This is a genomic window from Streptomyces nigrescens (assembly GCF_027626975.1).
In the GTDB taxonomy this organism is placed as follows: Bacteria; Actinomycetota; Actinomycetes; order Streptomycetales; family Streptomycetaceae; genus Streptomyces; species Streptomyces nigrescens.
In genome coordinates this window covers 8184064-8199385 of record NZ_CP114203.1, presented here as the reverse complement: position 1 = coordinate 8199385, position 15322 = coordinate 8184064, and the positions used below count along the sequence as shown (strand labels likewise).

Genomic DNA, 15322 nt, shown 5'->3' with positions numbered 1-15322 from the left:
GCGGGCGGGCTCCCGGCTCATTGCAGATTCCAGCGTTTCTTTTCCGGCCAGTAGGCATACTTCTCACGGCCATCGATCGCACTCGTACGGAACGGCTTTCCCCCGTCGTTCACACGCACCGTGCCCTGCTGGCCGCCGCTGCTCCAGCCGACTTCCAGGTACCAGCTGACGTCATGCCCCTCGGTGTGCACGTTGAGGTTCAGGACCTGCGGATCCCTGGTGGAGACCTTGAAGGGGAAGTTCTTCGCGGGCACCACGACGTCGCCGTCCTGTCCGGCCACGGGCTTCGCCAGCGGCTGGGAGTCGTCCAGGTCGATGTCGAAGGTCTGCGGGGTGACACCACTGCCACAGCCGTCACCCAACGCGTAGACAGGCCAGGACAGCGCGGCACGCTTGCCCACCACCCGGACGTTCAGGGAGGTCAGCACCACGGCGTCGTCCGTATTGCCCGTTGCGGTGAGCTGCAGCAGCATGTGGCCGCCGCCGACACCGCCCAGCGCCCGGGCCCAGTCACGGGTGTCCTGCGGTGCGCGCGGCGGTGGCGGGACATGGTCCGGGGTCTGCTGGAGGAGATAGTTGACGCCACAGGGCTCATCCCAGTTGTACGAGCTGATGCCGACCTGCGGAGCCGAACCGCCCCGGTCGTCATCCGGGGCCCTGCTCGCGCGGGAGCCGTCGGACCGTGCCGAGCCGGGCGTGCTGGGCCGCGCCTTCTTGTCAGGGGCCGGATGCCGGTCCTCTGAGCTGCGACCCGGTGAAGGACTCTCCGGCCGCCGCGTGGAAGCACCGCCGGCAGCCGGCGTCCGGCCTTCGCCCTGCGCACTCTTCCTCGGGGAACCGACCGTCGTGCGCTCTTCGACGGCTAAGGCCGCCGGTACGGCAACGGCTGCCACCGCACTGACCGCCAGGACAATACGAAGGAGGGCACGCCGCCCCGGACCGCGCCTGACCGCCATCGGCCCCGCGACCACTTCCTGCTCGTCGTCGGTGGGCGATTCGTCGGCTGAGGCGGGTGTGGCGGGTGAGTCCGGTGCGGCCTGCGGGTGCGGGGCGGGTGGTGAGTGCGGCGGGTGCGGTGCGGGTGACGAGTCGGGGGCGCGGTGCGGGTCGGCGGCTGAGGTGTCCGCCGCAGGGGCGGCAGGTACGGCCGTATCGGCTGAGGTGTCCGCCGCAGCCACGGAAGCCCCGGCCATACCTACGGACGTGTCTGCCGCAGGAGCAGCAGAAGCCCCGGCCGCATCCGCCGACGCATCTGCCTCATGAGTCGACGAGGTGGCCGGCTCATCCGTCGACGAGGCGGCCGGGGCAGGCGAGTTCTTGGTGGCGGCGGACGTCGCACGACTCCGTCTTCGTGCCTCATCGGCGAGGATCCAGCGCCGGTGCAGCTCCACCAGTTCGTCCGCTGTCGCCCCGCACCGCCTGGCGAGGCGGTCGGCGGGCGCGAAGTCCATCGGCACGGCATCGCCGTTGCAGTACCGGTGCAACGTGGACACGCTCATATGCAACTGCCCTGCGAGGACGCCGTAGCTGCGACCGGAGCGCTCCTTCAACAGACGCAGCAGCCCCGCAAACCCCTCTGTCTCTGTCCCCACCCTGCTCCCCTGTTCGTTCCGCCGCTCCGGGACAGCGTTCCGGGGAGTCATCATTCCCCCAGGTCAGCGCCCATTTCGGCGTTCTTCTGTCCCTCATTGTCCCGGATCCGCCCGCAACCGAACGCACGCCACGCAGGCTGCACTCAGGCTGTGAGCAGCACCACGAAACAGAAGACGCCGTGCGAACTTGGGGACTTGGGGACTTGGGGACTTGGAGGGTGGGGGGCTTGGGGACCTGGGGACTTGGAGGCGGACACTTGTCCTCGGCGGTGCTCGTCCGCGGCGGGCCTCACGGCTCCACTCCCGGCATACAGCGGGTCAGCAGGCCCAGGATCCGCGTCTCCCGCCCATGGCGCCCCATTCGCCGCCCTCTTCGCGCCCCGCACCAACCCTCAGTGGCCGGAGGGCGGTTCGAAGCAGCCGGTTTCCATGAATGGGCCGTTGGTCTTGACCTCGTAGTTGGTCTTCTGGACGAATGCCGTGACGCAGGCGTCCTTGCGGACGCGTAGGCCGACCTGGGCGCCCTCGGGGGTGACGTAGTGGTCGGCCTCGTGGCGCGGGTCCATCGCCCGTACGGTGAGGTTCCCGCCGTGGCGCTCGCCCTTCGGACCGGTCCGTTCCTCCTCGTACCCGAGTTGGAGCAGTGCCGCGCGCACGCTCTTGGGGTCCCACTTCTTCTGTCTCCAGAGCCGCTTGAGCACGGGCTCGATGCGGTCGGCTTCCTTCTGCGCCTCCTTCGCGCCGGCCGGGGACATCTCGCCGGAGCGGCGGTAGGCGTTGTTGTCGCCGTTGTGCGGGGCGCCGTCGACCACTCCGGGCTCCACGTAGGGGGAAGCGCCGGGTGAACTGGGGCGGGAACTCGGGGATGTGCTCGGGGATGCGCTCGGGGCACCGACCGCCGTGCTGGTGCCGCGCTGCTCACCGCAGGCGGTCAGAGATATGACGGCACCGAGGAGGAGAGCGGCGACTGCGACGCGTCTGCGCCGCCCAAGCCTCAAGGTCTGCATGGGCATGACTCTGCCATGACGGGGACGGCTGCACCGGCGAACGCTCCATGACGTTGCAGCGCTGCCTCGTTGCGCGGCGGGCGCGGGGACACCGAGCCCCGCAGAGCATGTATGATCATGGTGTAACTTCGGCGCAGCACACGGAGTCACGCGTCTGTGGTCCAAGGAAAGACGCCCGCCAGCCGGCGGGAAATGCAGGTGCAAGGCCTGCCGGGCGCTCCACACGCAAGGGCCCCTGTCTCGTGATGAGGTGGGGGCCCTTGCCGCTTGCCCCTTCACGGCGGCACTTCACGGGCTTCCGACCCATGGGCGCCGTGGTGATCGTTCCGGGGCGGCCGGGCTCAACATCCGAGACTCCAAGTGCTGGTTCGCTGACACGTTGTGTAGCAACGCCGGGGCCTCAAACCCCCGCCGTCCGAAGCCCCCTGTATTCGCGCCGAGTTCCGGCCGTGCGGGGTCTCATGGTTTCGATGCCGCAAGAAAAGGATCTGCGGTGGAGGACGGCCGACATCGCGGAATATCCGGTTCCGCGGTGCGCCGCGGCGGGACATGAGCACGATCCGCGCCGTTGAATCCTGCACCTCCGCCCAGGTGTTGTCTCGTTCCTTGTCCCACTCGCCGGTGCAACTTGATGATCCGGTCGTCCCTGTCAGCATGTGGCGGCGCGGGCCGATGGTCGGCGCGCCGGCTCGACGAACCGAATCTTCTGCGGTCCCGACCCGGAGGACGAGCCGAGACGAACAGAGGAGTGGAACATGTCGCGTCCCACCCGACGCCAGGTGCTGCACGGCAGCGCCGCCGCCCTGACCGGAGCGGTACTCACCGGACCGGCCGCCTACGCCGACACCGCTGCCGCCCGCCCCGCGGACGGCCATGGAAATTCAGCCGGGCACGGCCCCTCCGGTGGTCACCAGATGCCGGAGCCCTTCGACGAGATGTACCAGGGCCGGCACATCGAGGGCTGGCCGGCTGACGACGGAGGCTCGCAGAACGGAGGCCACGAGGGTCACCACGCCGGCCGGGCCGCCGGGCCCCACGAGGGGATGGACTTCGTCGTCCGCATCGACAACGACGACCTCCATGTGATGCGGAACGCGGACGGCACCTGGATAAGCCTGGTGAACCACTACGAGACGTTCACCACGCCACGCGCCCTGGCGCGCGCCGGCGTTCGCGAACTCCAGGGCGCCGACCTGGTCCCCGTCGTCACCGGCTGAGACCTGCCCCTGCCCTTCCCCCCACCGAGGAGTCCTCGACATGGCAGACCGGAAGAACCAGGCGGACCTCACCGCCACCGAGAAGCGGAACTTCATCGATGCGGTGCTGGAGCTCAAGCGCAGCGGCCGCTACGACGAGTTCATCAGCACCCACAACGCCTTCATCATCGGTGACACCGACAACGGAGAGCGGACCGGCCACCGGTCACCGTCATTCCTTCCCTGGCACCGCAGGTTCCTGCTGCAGTTCGAGCAGGCCCTGCAGAGCATCACGCCGTCGGTCATGCTCCCGTACTGGGACTGGACCGTCGACCGCACCTCCCGCAGCTCCCTGTGGGCCGAGGACTTCCTCGGCGGTGACGGGCGGAGCGGCGACGGCCGGGTGACCTCGGGGGCGTTCGCCTTCGGCAACGGCAAGTGGCCGATGAACATACGGGTGGACGGCCGGACGTTCCTGCGCCGCTCGCTCGGCACCGGGGTCCGCGAACTGCCGACCCGAGCCGAGGTCGACCGGGTGCTCGCCATGCCGGTCTACGACACCGCGCCCTGGAACAGCTCCTCCGACGGCTTCCGCAACAACATCGAGGGCTGGCGCGGTCCGAATCTGCACAATCGGGTGCACGTCTGGGTCGGCGGGCAGATGACCACCGGCTCCTCACCCAACGACCCGGTCTTCTGGCTGCACCACTGCTTCATCGACAAGCTCTGGGCCGACTGGCAGCGGCTGCATCCCAAGTCGGGGTATCTGCCGACCGGCAACACACCCGATGTCGTCGACCTCCACGACACGATGAAGCCATGGAACGACGTCACCCCGGCGGACTTGCTGGACCACACCAAGTTCTATACGTATGCATGACAGGTCCCTGACATCTGCCTCGGTCACCTGAGGGCATGATGGCGGCGCCGTCCAGAGCCGGGGAGCAGTCATCCTGCCGATTGCTCCCCGGCCCTGCGGCGGGCGGTATCGCCGCTGGGCTCAGGTGCCCAGGCCGGCGTCGCGTGCCAGGAGTGCGGCCTGTACTCGGTTTTCGCAACCCAGCTTGGCCAGGATCCGGCTCACATACGTTTTGACCGTGGCCTCGCTCATATGGATCCGCTGGCCGGCGTCCGCGTTGGAGAGGCCCTCGCCCAGCAGTGCCAGAACCTCCAGCTCACGGTCGCTCAAGGTCTCCAGCCGACGGCGGGCCTGATCGGAACGGAGCACGCTCCGGCCGGACGCCAGCGAGTCCACGACATGGCGGGTGGCGCCCGGCGACAGATACGCATCTCCGGCCGCGGCGGCCCGTACCGCACGCATCAGCTCCGCGGGCGCCGAGTCCTTGAGCAGAAAACCCGCGCTGCCCTCCGCCAGCGCTCGCAGCACGTTCTGCTGCTCCCCGAAGGTGGTGAGGATCAGCACCCGCGCATCGGGGACGGCGCGGCGGAGTTCGGCCAGGGCCGTCAGCCCGTCCATGACCGGCATCTGGATGTCGAGCAGCACGACATCCACGCGCTGGGCCCGGGCCAGTTCGACCGCTTCGCGGCCGTTCGCCGCCTCCGCGACGACGTCGATGTCATCGGCCGAGGTGAGAATCATCCTGATGCCCGCCCGAATGAGCGGCTCGTCATCCGTGACGAGAACCTTGATCACGAGTCTCCTGCGCCCTCTTGAACGGTCATAGCTGCGGCCGTTCGCCATCATCCCCGATCAGGCCGCCCGCCGGGACATCACGGCGAGCGTTCCGCCCTTACGCCTTGACCTCGAAGGACTTCTTCTCGATCAACTTGCCGTCCTTGAAGCAGAACCGGAAGACGGGATCCTTCTCCCAACTGCTGCCGAATTCCGAGGAGTTGAGGCTGAGGCACTTCGCCCCCTCGGGCACGGGCGGTGCGCCCTTGTCCAGACCTTCGGCCAGGAACGAGGAGCCGTCGGGCAACCGCTTGCGCACCTCGGCCTCGGACTGGCCCACCTTCACCGCCGCGTACTCCTTCGGCTCGATCATTACCGTGTCCATTTCCTTCATGAGGAAGACCCCACCGACGACGACGCCGATCACCACCAGCAGGGCGATCAGTGCCGCCACCCCGCAACCGATGGCTATGCCGCTGCTTCTCTTGTCCGTGCTCATTGCCTTGGTCAGCTCCTTCGGCAGACCGTTCCAGTCGATGACCGGATCACCTTCGCCGGGCGAACCCGCCGAAATCTGCTGCCGAAAGTCGCCTGTTGGATCAACGAACGTCGCCGTCGCCCTGCCGGGCGAGGGGCGCGTGGCACCGGCTTCCGACGAGGTGTACGGCAGCACCCCCGCCAGCCGGAAGCCGCCGTCGGCCGTCGGGCCCACATGCACCATGCCTCCGACGAGCCGGGCCCGCTCCCCGAGCCCCGTCAGGCCCTGGCCGCCGCTCACCACGCTCCGGCCGTCGTCCGCGGTCCCGGGCGCGGGACCGTTCGCGACCTCCACGACCAACGAGTCCGGTTCATAGCGCAGTTCGATGGTGATCGAGGCGCCCGGAGCGTGCTTGTGGGCGTTGGTCAGGCCCTCCTGAGCTATTCGGTACGCCGCGTGATCGGCGGTAGGGGCGAGCGGGCGCACCTCGCCCGAGCGCCGCAGCTCCACGGCAGTACCCGCGCTCCGGGACACCTCCGCCAGGCGCTCGATGCCTGCCACCCCTCGCGCAGACGCCTTGGCGTCCTCCTCCCCCATGGCCTCGAGGGCAGGAGTCGGGGCACCCCCGGTGGCCGCCGAGGGAGTGGCCCCGTCCCCGGGGCCGTGGGTGCCGTCCCGCAGCAGCCCCACCACCTCGCGCAACTCGTGCATCGCGCCCACCGACGCTTCCCGCAGCACCCCTACGGCCTCCCGCTGCCGCCCGGTCAGCTCGCGGTCCACCTCCAGCGCTCCGGTGTGCACCGAGATGAGCGCGAGCTGATGGCCGAGGCTGTCGTGCATGTCCTGCGCGATGCGCTGGCGCTCGCGCATCCGGGCCTGTCCGGCGATCATCGCGCGCTCGCGCAGCAGTTGGGCGTTGTACTCCCGCAGGGTGTCCAGCAGGGTGCGGCGCTGCGACCAGTAGCGGCCGGCGAGGCCGGGCACGACGGTCGCGACCAGCGTCACCAGGACGCCGACGAACAGAATCGCCGGCGAGATGCGGGGCAACTCCTGCTGGAGTTCCAGGCCGAAGCTGAGGGCATACGCAAGGGCGAAGGTGCCGGTCGCCCTGCCGACCCCGGTGATCCGGCGCCCGGCCGACCAGCCGACGAGTGGGGTCAGCGGGGCGAGACCGGCGAACGCGGCCGAACTCACGACGGTCACCAGAAGTACGGTCCCGGGCAGCACCCGGCGCAGCTGCAACAGCAGTCCGGCAGCCAGAGCGACGGCCACGATCTGTACCGCGCCCCCGTTGCGCAGGGACTCGATCCCCGCCGCCAGCGTCCCCAGCACCACGCTCAGCAGCAGTTCGCCCACGATGCGCCCGTGCGGCCACATCCCGGGATCGAAGAGAGCCCTGCCCGGATCGGCCATCCGCCGGATCGCCCCACGCAGCCTCGCCGCCGGCGCCTGGCGAGCGCGCCTCACCCGCTCCATACCTTCCACACCTGTCACGCAGCCACGTTAAGCAACCCCTCCTGCCGGCGACACCACCTTTCGTCTCGATGTGCCGCAACCAAAGTCGCACGTTCCTGTGCTGGGGATGGTTCGTGATGTGCCGGCACGTCAGGCCCGCTCGCTGAGCCGGGTCGGCACGGATCACCGCCGGTACGGCAGTGGCGACGGCGACGGCGTCTCACTCCGTCAGTCGGGCGAGACGGGTGAGGTGAGGACAGCGCGCACGAGGTGATCCGCGTACGAAACGGTCAGTTGGCCCGGCCGGAACAGGATGCGGTACATCATCGGGGCCACGACGTGGTCCACGACTGCTTCGACGTCCACGTCGGGAACGGTTTCGCCGCGCCCCCTCGCCCGGGCGAGGATGACCTCGATCTGGTCGGCGGCGTAGGCCGAGCACTGGCCGGCATTGCTGCCGTCAGGGTCGCCGAGGAGCGCGTCGCGAATGTAGGCGCGTCCCGACGGTGACGCCATCTCGTCGAGGAACTGCCTGGCCCAGGACTCCAGATCCGTGTGGAGGCTTCCGTGGTCGGCGGGCGGCTCCTCGGGGCGCAGGCGTTCGACCGCCACGTCGGACAGGAGCTCGTGGAGATCGCCCCAGCGACGGTAGACCGTCGACGGGGTGACACCCGCGCGGGCCGCGACCGCCGGTACGGTCAGTGAAGCGCGGCCCTGTTCGGCTTCGAGTTCCCGCACCGCGGCGTGCACCGCCTCCTGGACGCGGGCGCTGCGCCCGCCGGGGCGGGCCATGGCCTTGGGACTCATGACACCACCTTAAAGCAAAATCGTTGCGTCAGGGGTGGGGGCCTCCCTGAAGCCCCTCCCTGAAGCCTCTTCTCAGCAGTAGCAGGCCTCGCCCGCGGAGAGCCCAGCCTCCGCCGAGGGCGCGGCGCGGGCGCACTTACTGCCGGACCGGCCGCTGCACACCAGCGCGCCCTGCGTCCGCCCCTCAGGCCGTCACCACTGCCACCTCACCCGGCTCGCTCCGGACCGATTCGTAGGCATGCCCGGCCCGCAGCACAAGGGCTTCCCCCATAGGCGGCCCCATCAGCTGCATCCCGATGGGCAGGCCCGCGTGATCGCGGCCGACCGGCAGGGTCAGCGCCGGGACCCCGGTGATGTTCGCGGGCGCGCACAGACGGACATATGCGTCGGAGACACTCTCCGTCGTACCGTCCGGCCATTCCACGGTGTCCTGACCGGCCTCGGCGGCCGTCATCGGCACCGTGGGCGCAGCGATCACATCGACCTGCTCGAACAGGCGCCCCCACTCCCGGCGCATGAGGGTACGGGCCCGCTGGGCCCGCAGATAGTCACCGGCCGAAAGGAGCTCGCCGGCCTCCAGCAGCACCCGGACGTCCGGCCCATACCGCTCAGGGACCGACCGTAGAGCTCGTTCGTGGTAGGCGGTCGCCTCCGGGACCATCAGGCCCCATTGGATCGCCTGGATGTAGCGGACCATCGGGATCTCGACCTCGACGAGGTCGGCCCCGAGGTCCGACATCTGGGCGATGGCGCGTCGTACGGCGGTTTCGACCTCGGGACCGATCCGGTCGAAGTAGTAGTTGGCGGGCACTCCGATCCGCAGGCCCTTCAAGTCCCTCCCCTTCAAGTCCCTTTCCCGAGGGAGGGGGTGGTCGGGCCGCGCCGCACCGAGGCCGGCCGGATTCTCGGCGTCGTGCCCCGCCAGCGCGGAGAGCACCAGCGCCGCGTCCCGCACCGTACGGGTGAGCGGACCGACATGATCCAAGGACCAGGACAGCGAGGTCACACCGTCCCGGGGGATGAGGCCGTAGGTCGGCTTGAGCCCGACGACTCCGTTCAGCGCCGCGGGTACGCGGATGGAACCTCCGGTGTCCGTACCCAGGGCGAAGGTGGCCGCTCCCGCGGCCACGGCGACCGCGGAACCACCGCTCGACCCGCCCGCGACGCGGCCCTGGTCCCAGGCGTTGTGCGTCTGGGGTGTCGTCAGCCCGTAAGCGAATTCGTGCGTATGCGTCTTCCCCAGGAGCACCGCGCCGGCGTCGAACAGGCTCCTGGTCACCGCGCTGTCGGCCTGCGCGACATGCCCTTCCCTCACCCGGGAACTGGCCGTGGTCGGAAGACCGGCGACATCGATGAGGTCCTTCAGCCCGAACGGTATGCCGTGCAGCGGGCCGCGGTACCGGCCGGCCGCGATCTCGCGCTCCGCCAGCGCGGCCGACCTCCGCGCCGCTTCACCCGTCACGGCGACATACGACCCGAGCCGTTCTTCGACAGCCTCGATGCGTTCGAGCACGGAACGGGTCAGCTCCACCGGCGACAGTTCCCCGTTCGCCACAGCGTCGGCCGCCTCGCCGAGGGTCAGTTCAAAGGGACGCATCGTTGGCCTGCCCTTCGACGATGTGGGTGGCGGGGGGTGTCTCCCCGAAGTCCAGCTCACGCAAGGTGCTCACCACGGCGTGGATGTGGTTCGCGGCGGCGGCCACCTCGGCGTGACGCTCGCTCTCCAGCGGGAGCCCCGCGCGGAGCGCCCATCGGGCGGCCTCCGCGGGGGTGAGTTCGACGGCGCTCATGGATGCCCTTCGTGTGCGTGCAGGGTGCGTTGCGGAGCGGCGGTCCGGCGACCGCCACGACAAAAGCAAAAGATTTGCCTTAGTCGACGGTAGGGGCTAGCGTCACCTAAAGCAAATAAATAGCGTTTACGGCGAGGGGCTCTCTGGGCTCCCGCGGGGGCCCGTCAACTCTCACTGCCAACTCCCGCGTCAAGTACGAGCGAAGGAACGGAAACGCCGCATGCACAGCCACTCGACACCCTCATCCAGCAGCACGTCCCCGGCCTGGGACCTGGGGGACCTCACCGTCCACCGCATCGACGAGGTGGCCCTGCCCCCGCAGACCGGCCCCTGGCTGCTGCCGGCAGCCACCCCTGACGTGGTGGACCAAGCACCCTGGCTGCGGCCCGACTTCGCCGACGAGGCCGGCACCCTGCGACTGAGCAGCCACAGCTTCGCGTTCTCAGCCGACGGCCTGCGCGTCCTCGTCGATACCGGTATCGGCAACGGCAAAACACGCGCCAACCCCGCCTGGAACAACCTCGACAGCGACTACCTCACGCGTCTCGAAGCGGCCGGCTTCCCGCCGCAGACCATCGACCTCGTGATCCTCACACACCTCCACACCGACCATGTCGGGTGGAACACGTATGCCGACGGCGACACATGGAAGCCCACCTTCCCCAACGCCCGTTACCTGACGGCCCGAACGGAGTGGAACTACTGGGCGACGGCAGACATGGACGAAGCCCGGCGGCAGATGTTCCAGGACTCCGTCCACCCCATCAAGGACGCCGGCCTTCTCGACCTCGTCGACATCCCGGAAGCGGGCACCGAGATCGCCCCAAGCATCCGCCTGATCCCCACCCCCGGACACACCCCCGGCCACCTCGCCGTCGAGCTGCACGGCCGCACGGCCACCGCCCTGATCACCGGCGACTGCATCCATCACCCCGTACAGCTGCTCCACCCCGGCATCGGCAGCTGCGTGGACAGCGACCCCCACCAAGCAGCCGCCACCCGACACCGCCTCCTCGCCTCCCTGGCCGACACCGGCACCCTGATGCTCGGCACCCACTTCCCCTCCCCCACGGGCGGCCTGGTGCAATCCCACGGCGACTCCTACCGACTCACCCCTCGCCCCGCGGCCCCGGCGCACCACACCTCCACACCCCACTGACATGACGCGGTCTGGCGCTCCCTGAAAGCACCGGCGAGGAGCCATTACGGGGCAGCCCCGGCAGGCCCCTGAGATCGGCAGGAGTGCGACTCGTCCGGGGGCACGATGAACGGGCGGCAGGCGGGCCGGATCCTGGTGGCGGCCGCCGAGAGCGGCGGGGCAAAGACGAGGAAGGGGCATCATGAACACGCTCAGGACACACCCCGCCGGGGTCTCCGACGAGCCTTTGAGCCATCCACGCATCCGACAGGCTTTCCGCAGCACCACACTGCTCGTCGGGTGCTACGCCGGTCTCAGCGTGCTCACGCTCATCGCGGTCGTCCTGCTGCGCCATCACCCCGGCATCGTGACCGAGGCCGTCTGGGGCCGAGCGACCGTCGTCGTAGCCACGTCCCTGCTCATGGCCTCGTTCGCCGCTCGGACGGTCCGCGGCGACCGCCGCTCTTACCTCCGACTACGGCTGGCCTCGGGCGTCATGGTGGTGGTCATCGCGGTCATCATCGCGCTGCCCGGCACATTTCCGCTGTGGCTGAAGATGGAACAGGGCCTGTGTGGAGTCCTCCTGACCGGTGTCGTCGTGATCGTGAATGGCAAGCGGATGCGCTCCGCGTTCGCCTCCAAGTAGGGCAAGCGCTCCGATGCTCGCGATGACCCTTCAGAATCGGAGGCGCTGACCGCAAGCGGAGGCGGTTCGGCGACCCGCCGACAGACCCACCGACAGACCCGCCAACAGGCCCTCCCGTAGCGGCGGAAAGGTGCTCGGTGCCCTGCCCCGGTGTGTGGCACCCAGGCAGCACGCGTCCTGGTCAGCGGTTTCCGGGGCGTCCAGGCTGGGTGGCGAAAGGGACGGGCAGCGGGCGGGAGGAGGGCGTCGTGCCGCGGGCAGGTGAGAACGGCGTTGACGCTTGCTGCCGTCTGGTCCGACACGCCGAGCGCGGGCGGTACTGCCCCAGCGCACCACGGCCGAGAGAGGGGACGACACCGCCATGACTGGGCAACGACTGGACGGCAAGGTCGCGTTGATCACCGGGGCGACGGGAGGAATCGGCGCCGCGACGGCCAGGCTGTTCGCCCGGGAGGGCGCGCGGCTGGTCGTTACCGATGTCCGGCCGGAGCCGCTTGCGGCGCTCACGGAGGAGCTGGAGGAAACCGGGACGGAAGTCGTCTCCGCTTGTCTGGATGTTTCGTCCGCCCAGCAATGGGATGGCGTGATCACCACCGTCCGCGAGCGATTCGGCACTCTGGACGTTCTCGTCAACGTCGCGGGCATCCTGGACTGGCCGGGTATCGAGGACACCCGGGAAGACATGTGGAACCGCGTCATCGACGTGAACCAGAAGGGCACCTGGCTCGGGATGAAGGCTGCGTTGCCGCTGCTGCGCAGCAGCGGCAACGCCTCGGTGATCAATACCTCGTCCGTCCTGGGGCTCGTGGGAAGCGGAGCAGCCGCGGCCTACCAGGCGTCCAAGGGCGCGGTGCGCCTGCTCAGCAAGACCGCGGCCGTCGAGTACGCCCGTCAGGGAGTGCGGGTCAACTCCGTCCACCCCGGTGTCATCGCCACGCCGATGATCCAGGAGCTCCTGGACGAGCAGGGCGACCAGCAGCCGGACATCGTGCGTACCCCGATGCGCCGCGCCGGCCATCCCGATGAGGTCGCCTCGGCCATGCTGTTCCTCGCCGGCGACGAGTCCTCGTTCGTCACCGGGACCGAGCTGGTGGTCGACGGCGGTCTCACCGCCCACTGACCCACGCGGCCCGTCCGCGACCGGGGAACGGCTCGGCGCGGACGGTGCCCGCGCCGAGCCGTCGAGGGGACGTCAGTCGAGATCCTCCGAATAGTCGGTCGTGGAGCAGCCCTCGATTTCTCCGTCGTCCGCCGTCTTGCCGGGGGGAGCCTTGAAGTCCGGGGTGCAGTTGAGGAACAGCAGTCCGGCCTTGAGGAGTTGATGCCGCTGGTCGTCGCTGCTCGGGTCGACGGCGAAGTCGTCGCCGATCATGAGCTCGTCCTGTTCGTCGTCGTCCCCCTTGACGGCGGTCTGGAACGCCTCCATGTCCTCGATGGTGAGGAAGTCGACGTCACCGTCATCGCCCGCCGGGTCCTCGCACTCGCCGCCGCCGTTGATGCCCGTCATCCCCATGGCTTCCACCCGCTGGACCTCGGGGGGTGAGGCGATGTCGATGCTCTCGCAGTGGAGCGCCGACTTGAGGAAGTCCCCCGCTTCCTGGGGTGACCCCGCGGAGGGCAGACCGCAAGCCGAGACCGACGCCAAGGCGACAACGGTTCCTGCGGTGGCAAGTATTCGGGCGAAACGCATGACGTTCCTTTGCAGATGTGGCTTTGAGCCGAGCGCACGCCGACCGGATTCGGCGGGCGGTGCCTCGGCTTCGAGGGTGAAGAAAGCCAACTGCTCTCTCCCCCGCTCCCCCGCCGTGATCAGTTGACGGGGACATGTTAAGCGGAGCCGGATGCCAGAGCAGCGCGTCAGAGGGCCACGTTCGAGTCGATGGCCGTTTTTCTGCGAAATCGCGGCTCGGATGGACATTCCCCTGCACCTCTCCGGTGTTTTGCGCCGCCCCCTCGATAGTGGCGCGCACGCACACCGCCGACACGCTCCGGGACGAGAGGCAGGCAGCAATGAAGGCACTGGAACGGAACCCGCTTCCACTGGAGGGATTGCTGGGACGGGTCGAGCGATTGGTCAACCGGCTGCCCAATCCGTTCGTGCTCTTCGCCGGCATCTTCGGTCTGGTCGCCGTGGTGTCGACGGTGGTTGCCGCCTTCGATGTGACGGTGCAGGTGCCGGGGGAGAAGAAGCCGACGCCGGTGCTCGGCGCGCTGACGCCGGAGGGGCTCAGTCATCTCCTCGGCACGGCCACGGATTCGTTCATGGCCTTTCCCGCGCTCGGCCCGGTGCTTGTCATCGCGATGGGCATAGGCGTCGCGCAGGGCACCGGCGCCCTGGAATGTCTGATGCGGTTCGCGTTCCTGCGGGTGTCGCGGCGCTGGGTTCCCTACCTTGTCGCCTTCGTCGCCTGCCAGGGGCACGTACTGGCCGACTCCGCCTACATCCTGCTGCCGTCGCTCGCCGCGATCGTCTTCAAGGCGGTGGGACGGCACCCGGTGGCGGGCCTGCTCGGTGCCTTTGTGTGCGTGGGGAGCGGCTACGACGGAGGGATTCTGCTCGGCACGCTCGATGTGACCACGACCGGTATCACGCAGAGCGCGGCGGAGCTGCTGCCGGGCATCGAGGGCTATCACGTCCATATCGCCATGAACTGGTTCTTCACCGCGACGGCCGGACTGATCCTTCCACTGGTCGGTGGCTTCCTCATCGACCGGGTCCTCGAACCGCGGCTGGCGGCCTGGAACCCGAAGCACGATCCGGCGCATTCCGGTTCGGAGGGGCCGGCCTCCGAGACGCTGGCGACCCCGGTGCAGCGCCGGGCGCTGCTGATCAGCGGCGGGGTGACGCTGGCGCTCGCCGCCGCGCTCGTCACCGCCTGGCTGCTGCCGGGCAGCCCGCTGCGCGGGGAGGACGGGGTGCTGGCTCCCTCCCCCTTCGTCGACAGCCTCGCCCTCGTGCTGTCCGGGCTGTTCTTCGTCTTCGGCGTCGTCTACGCCCGCTGCGGCGGGGTCGGCAAGGAAGCGCGTGCCGTCTATCCGCACCTCATCGGCGCGGTGCGGGACATGTCCGGGTTCGTCGTGCTCGTGTTCGCGATCGCGCAGACCATCAATCTGCTGACGTGGAGCAACTTGGGCAAGCTCTTCGCCATCGGTCTCGCGGACGGTGCGAAGTCCGCCGGGCTGGGGGGCTTCGGGATTCTGCTCGCGGTCGTGCTGGTGACCTCGCTGCTGAATCTGCTGATCACCTCGGGCTCCGCGCTGTGGTCGATCCTGGGGACCGTCATGGTGCCGGCCGGGATGCTGCTGGGCCTGTCCCCCGCCGCCATGCACGCGGCCTTCCGGATCGGCGACTCCGTGACCGGGGCGATCACGCCGATGCAGGTCTTCCTGTACTTCGCGCTGGTCTCGGCGCAGAAGTACCAGCCCGAGCTGAGACTCGGCACGGTCATCTCCCGGCTGCTCCCGTTCGCCCTGTCCTTCGCGACGGTCTGGACCGTCATCCTCACCGGCTTCTACTTCCTCGACCTGCCGCTGGGCCCCGGCGCCCCCATCCATCTGCCGTGAGCACATCCCCCATCGA

General features: G+C 69.2%; 14 protein-coding genes. 6 read left to right on the top strand and 8 right to left on the bottom strand.

Annotated elements, in window-relative coordinates; all coding sequences use genetic code 11:
• Positions 1 to 17: 17 nt before the first annotated feature.
• Entirely contained in the window at positions 18 to 1643 is a 1626-nt protein-coding gene (locus tag STRNI_RS36000) for a helix-turn-helix domain-containing protein (protein ID WP_277413368.1), read from the bottom strand.
• A 341-nt stretch (positions 1644 to 1984) separates the two neighbouring features.
• Entirely contained in the window at positions 1985 to 2404 is a 420-nt protein-coding gene (locus tag STRNI_RS35995; protein ID WP_159490824.1) for a hypothetical protein, read from the bottom strand.
• Positions 2405 to 3354: 950 nt separating this feature from the next.
• On the opposite strand from STRNI_RS35995, the gene melC1 reads away from it, so the two are divergent.
• Both melC1 and melC2 read left to right on the top strand, forming a co-directional pair.
• A complete protein-coding gene (gene melC1 / locus STRNI_RS35990) occupies positions 3355 to 3816 on the top strand; it encodes an apotyrosinase chaperone MelC1 (protein WP_277412723.1) in 462 nt (153 codons plus the stop codon).
• A 40-nt stretch (positions 3817 to 3856) separates the two neighbouring features.
• Entirely contained in the window at positions 3857 to 4675 is an 819-nt protein-coding gene (melC2, locus tag STRNI_RS35985) for a tyrosinase MelC2 (RefSeq protein WP_109887945.1), read from the top strand.
• A 120-nt stretch (positions 4676 to 4795) separates the two neighbouring features.
• On the opposite strand, the gene STRNI_RS35980 is transcribed toward melC2, so the two are convergent.
• From STRNI_RS35980 to STRNI_RS35960, 5 genes are all read right to left on the bottom strand, one after another.
• Positions 4796 to 5449 (bottom strand): response regulator transcription factor, encoded by a 654-nt coding sequence (locus STRNI_RS35980; protein ID WP_018091616.1) that lies wholly within the window; start codon positions 5447 to 5449, stop codon positions 4796 to 4798.
• Between the two features lie 97 nt (positions 5450 to 5546).
• Entirely contained in the window at positions 5547 to 7319 is a 1773-nt protein-coding gene (locus STRNI_RS35975) for a sensor histidine kinase (RefSeq protein ID WP_381681407.1), read from the bottom strand.
• A 270-nt stretch (positions 7320 to 7589) separates the two neighbouring features.
• A complete protein-coding gene (locus tag STRNI_RS35970; RefSeq protein ID WP_159492259.1) occupies positions 7590 to 8153 on the bottom strand; it encodes a TetR/AcrR family transcriptional regulator in 564 nt (187 codons plus the stop codon).
• Positions 8154 to 8352: 199 nt separating this feature from the next.
• On the bottom strand, positions 8353 to 9765 hold the full coding sequence (locus STRNI_RS35965) for an amidase (RefSeq protein WP_274733896.1): 1413 nt from the start codon (positions 9763 to 9765) through the stop codon (positions 8353 to 8355).
• Entirely contained in the window at positions 9752 to 9958 is a 207-nt protein-coding gene (locus STRNI_RS35960; protein WP_018091612.1) for a hypothetical protein, read from the bottom strand. The genes STRNI_RS35965 and STRNI_RS35960 overlap by 14 nt, the downstream gene beginning before the upstream one ends.
• A 220-nt stretch (positions 9959 to 10178) precedes the next feature.
• On the opposite strand from STRNI_RS35960, the gene STRNI_RS35955 reads away from it, so the two are divergent.
• The 3 genes from STRNI_RS35955 to STRNI_RS35945 all read left to right on the top strand — a co-directional run bounded on the left by STRNI_RS35955 (position 10179) and on the right by STRNI_RS35945 (position 12862).
• A complete protein-coding gene (locus STRNI_RS35955) occupies positions 10179 to 11117 on the top strand; it encodes an MBL fold metallo-hydrolase (RefSeq protein WP_277412722.1) in 939 nt (312 codons plus the stop codon).
• 181 nt (positions 11118 to 11298) lie between these two features.
• A complete protein-coding gene (locus STRNI_RS35950; protein WP_018091610.1) occupies positions 11299 to 11742 on the top strand; it encodes a hypothetical protein in 444 nt (147 codons plus the stop codon).
• A 361-nt stretch (positions 11743 to 12103) separates the two neighbouring features.
• Positions 12104 to 12862 carry an SDR family NAD(P)-dependent oxidoreductase gene (locus STRNI_RS35945; protein ID WP_266441840.1) on the top strand — a complete coding sequence of 253 codons (759 nt, stop codon included), beginning with the start codon at positions 12104 to 12106 and terminating at the stop codon, positions 12860 to 12862.
• Positions 12863 to 12934: 72 nt separating this feature from the next.
• Here the strand turns inward: STRNI_RS35945 and STRNI_RS35940 are convergent, their stop codons facing one another.
• On the bottom strand, positions 12935 to 13432 hold the full coding sequence (locus STRNI_RS35940; protein ID WP_159490814.1) for a hypothetical protein: 498 nt from the start codon (positions 13430 to 13432) through the stop codon (positions 12935 to 12937).
• 320 nt (positions 13433 to 13752) lie between these two features.
• Between STRNI_RS35940 and STRNI_RS35935 the strand changes: the two genes are divergently transcribed.
• Positions 13753 to 15306: an AbgT family transporter gene (locus STRNI_RS35935; RefSeq protein WP_277412721.1), complete on the top strand. Its 1554-nt coding sequence runs from the start codon at positions 13753 to 13755 to the stop codon at positions 15304 to 15306.
• Positions 15307 to 15322 lie beyond the last annotated feature (16 nt).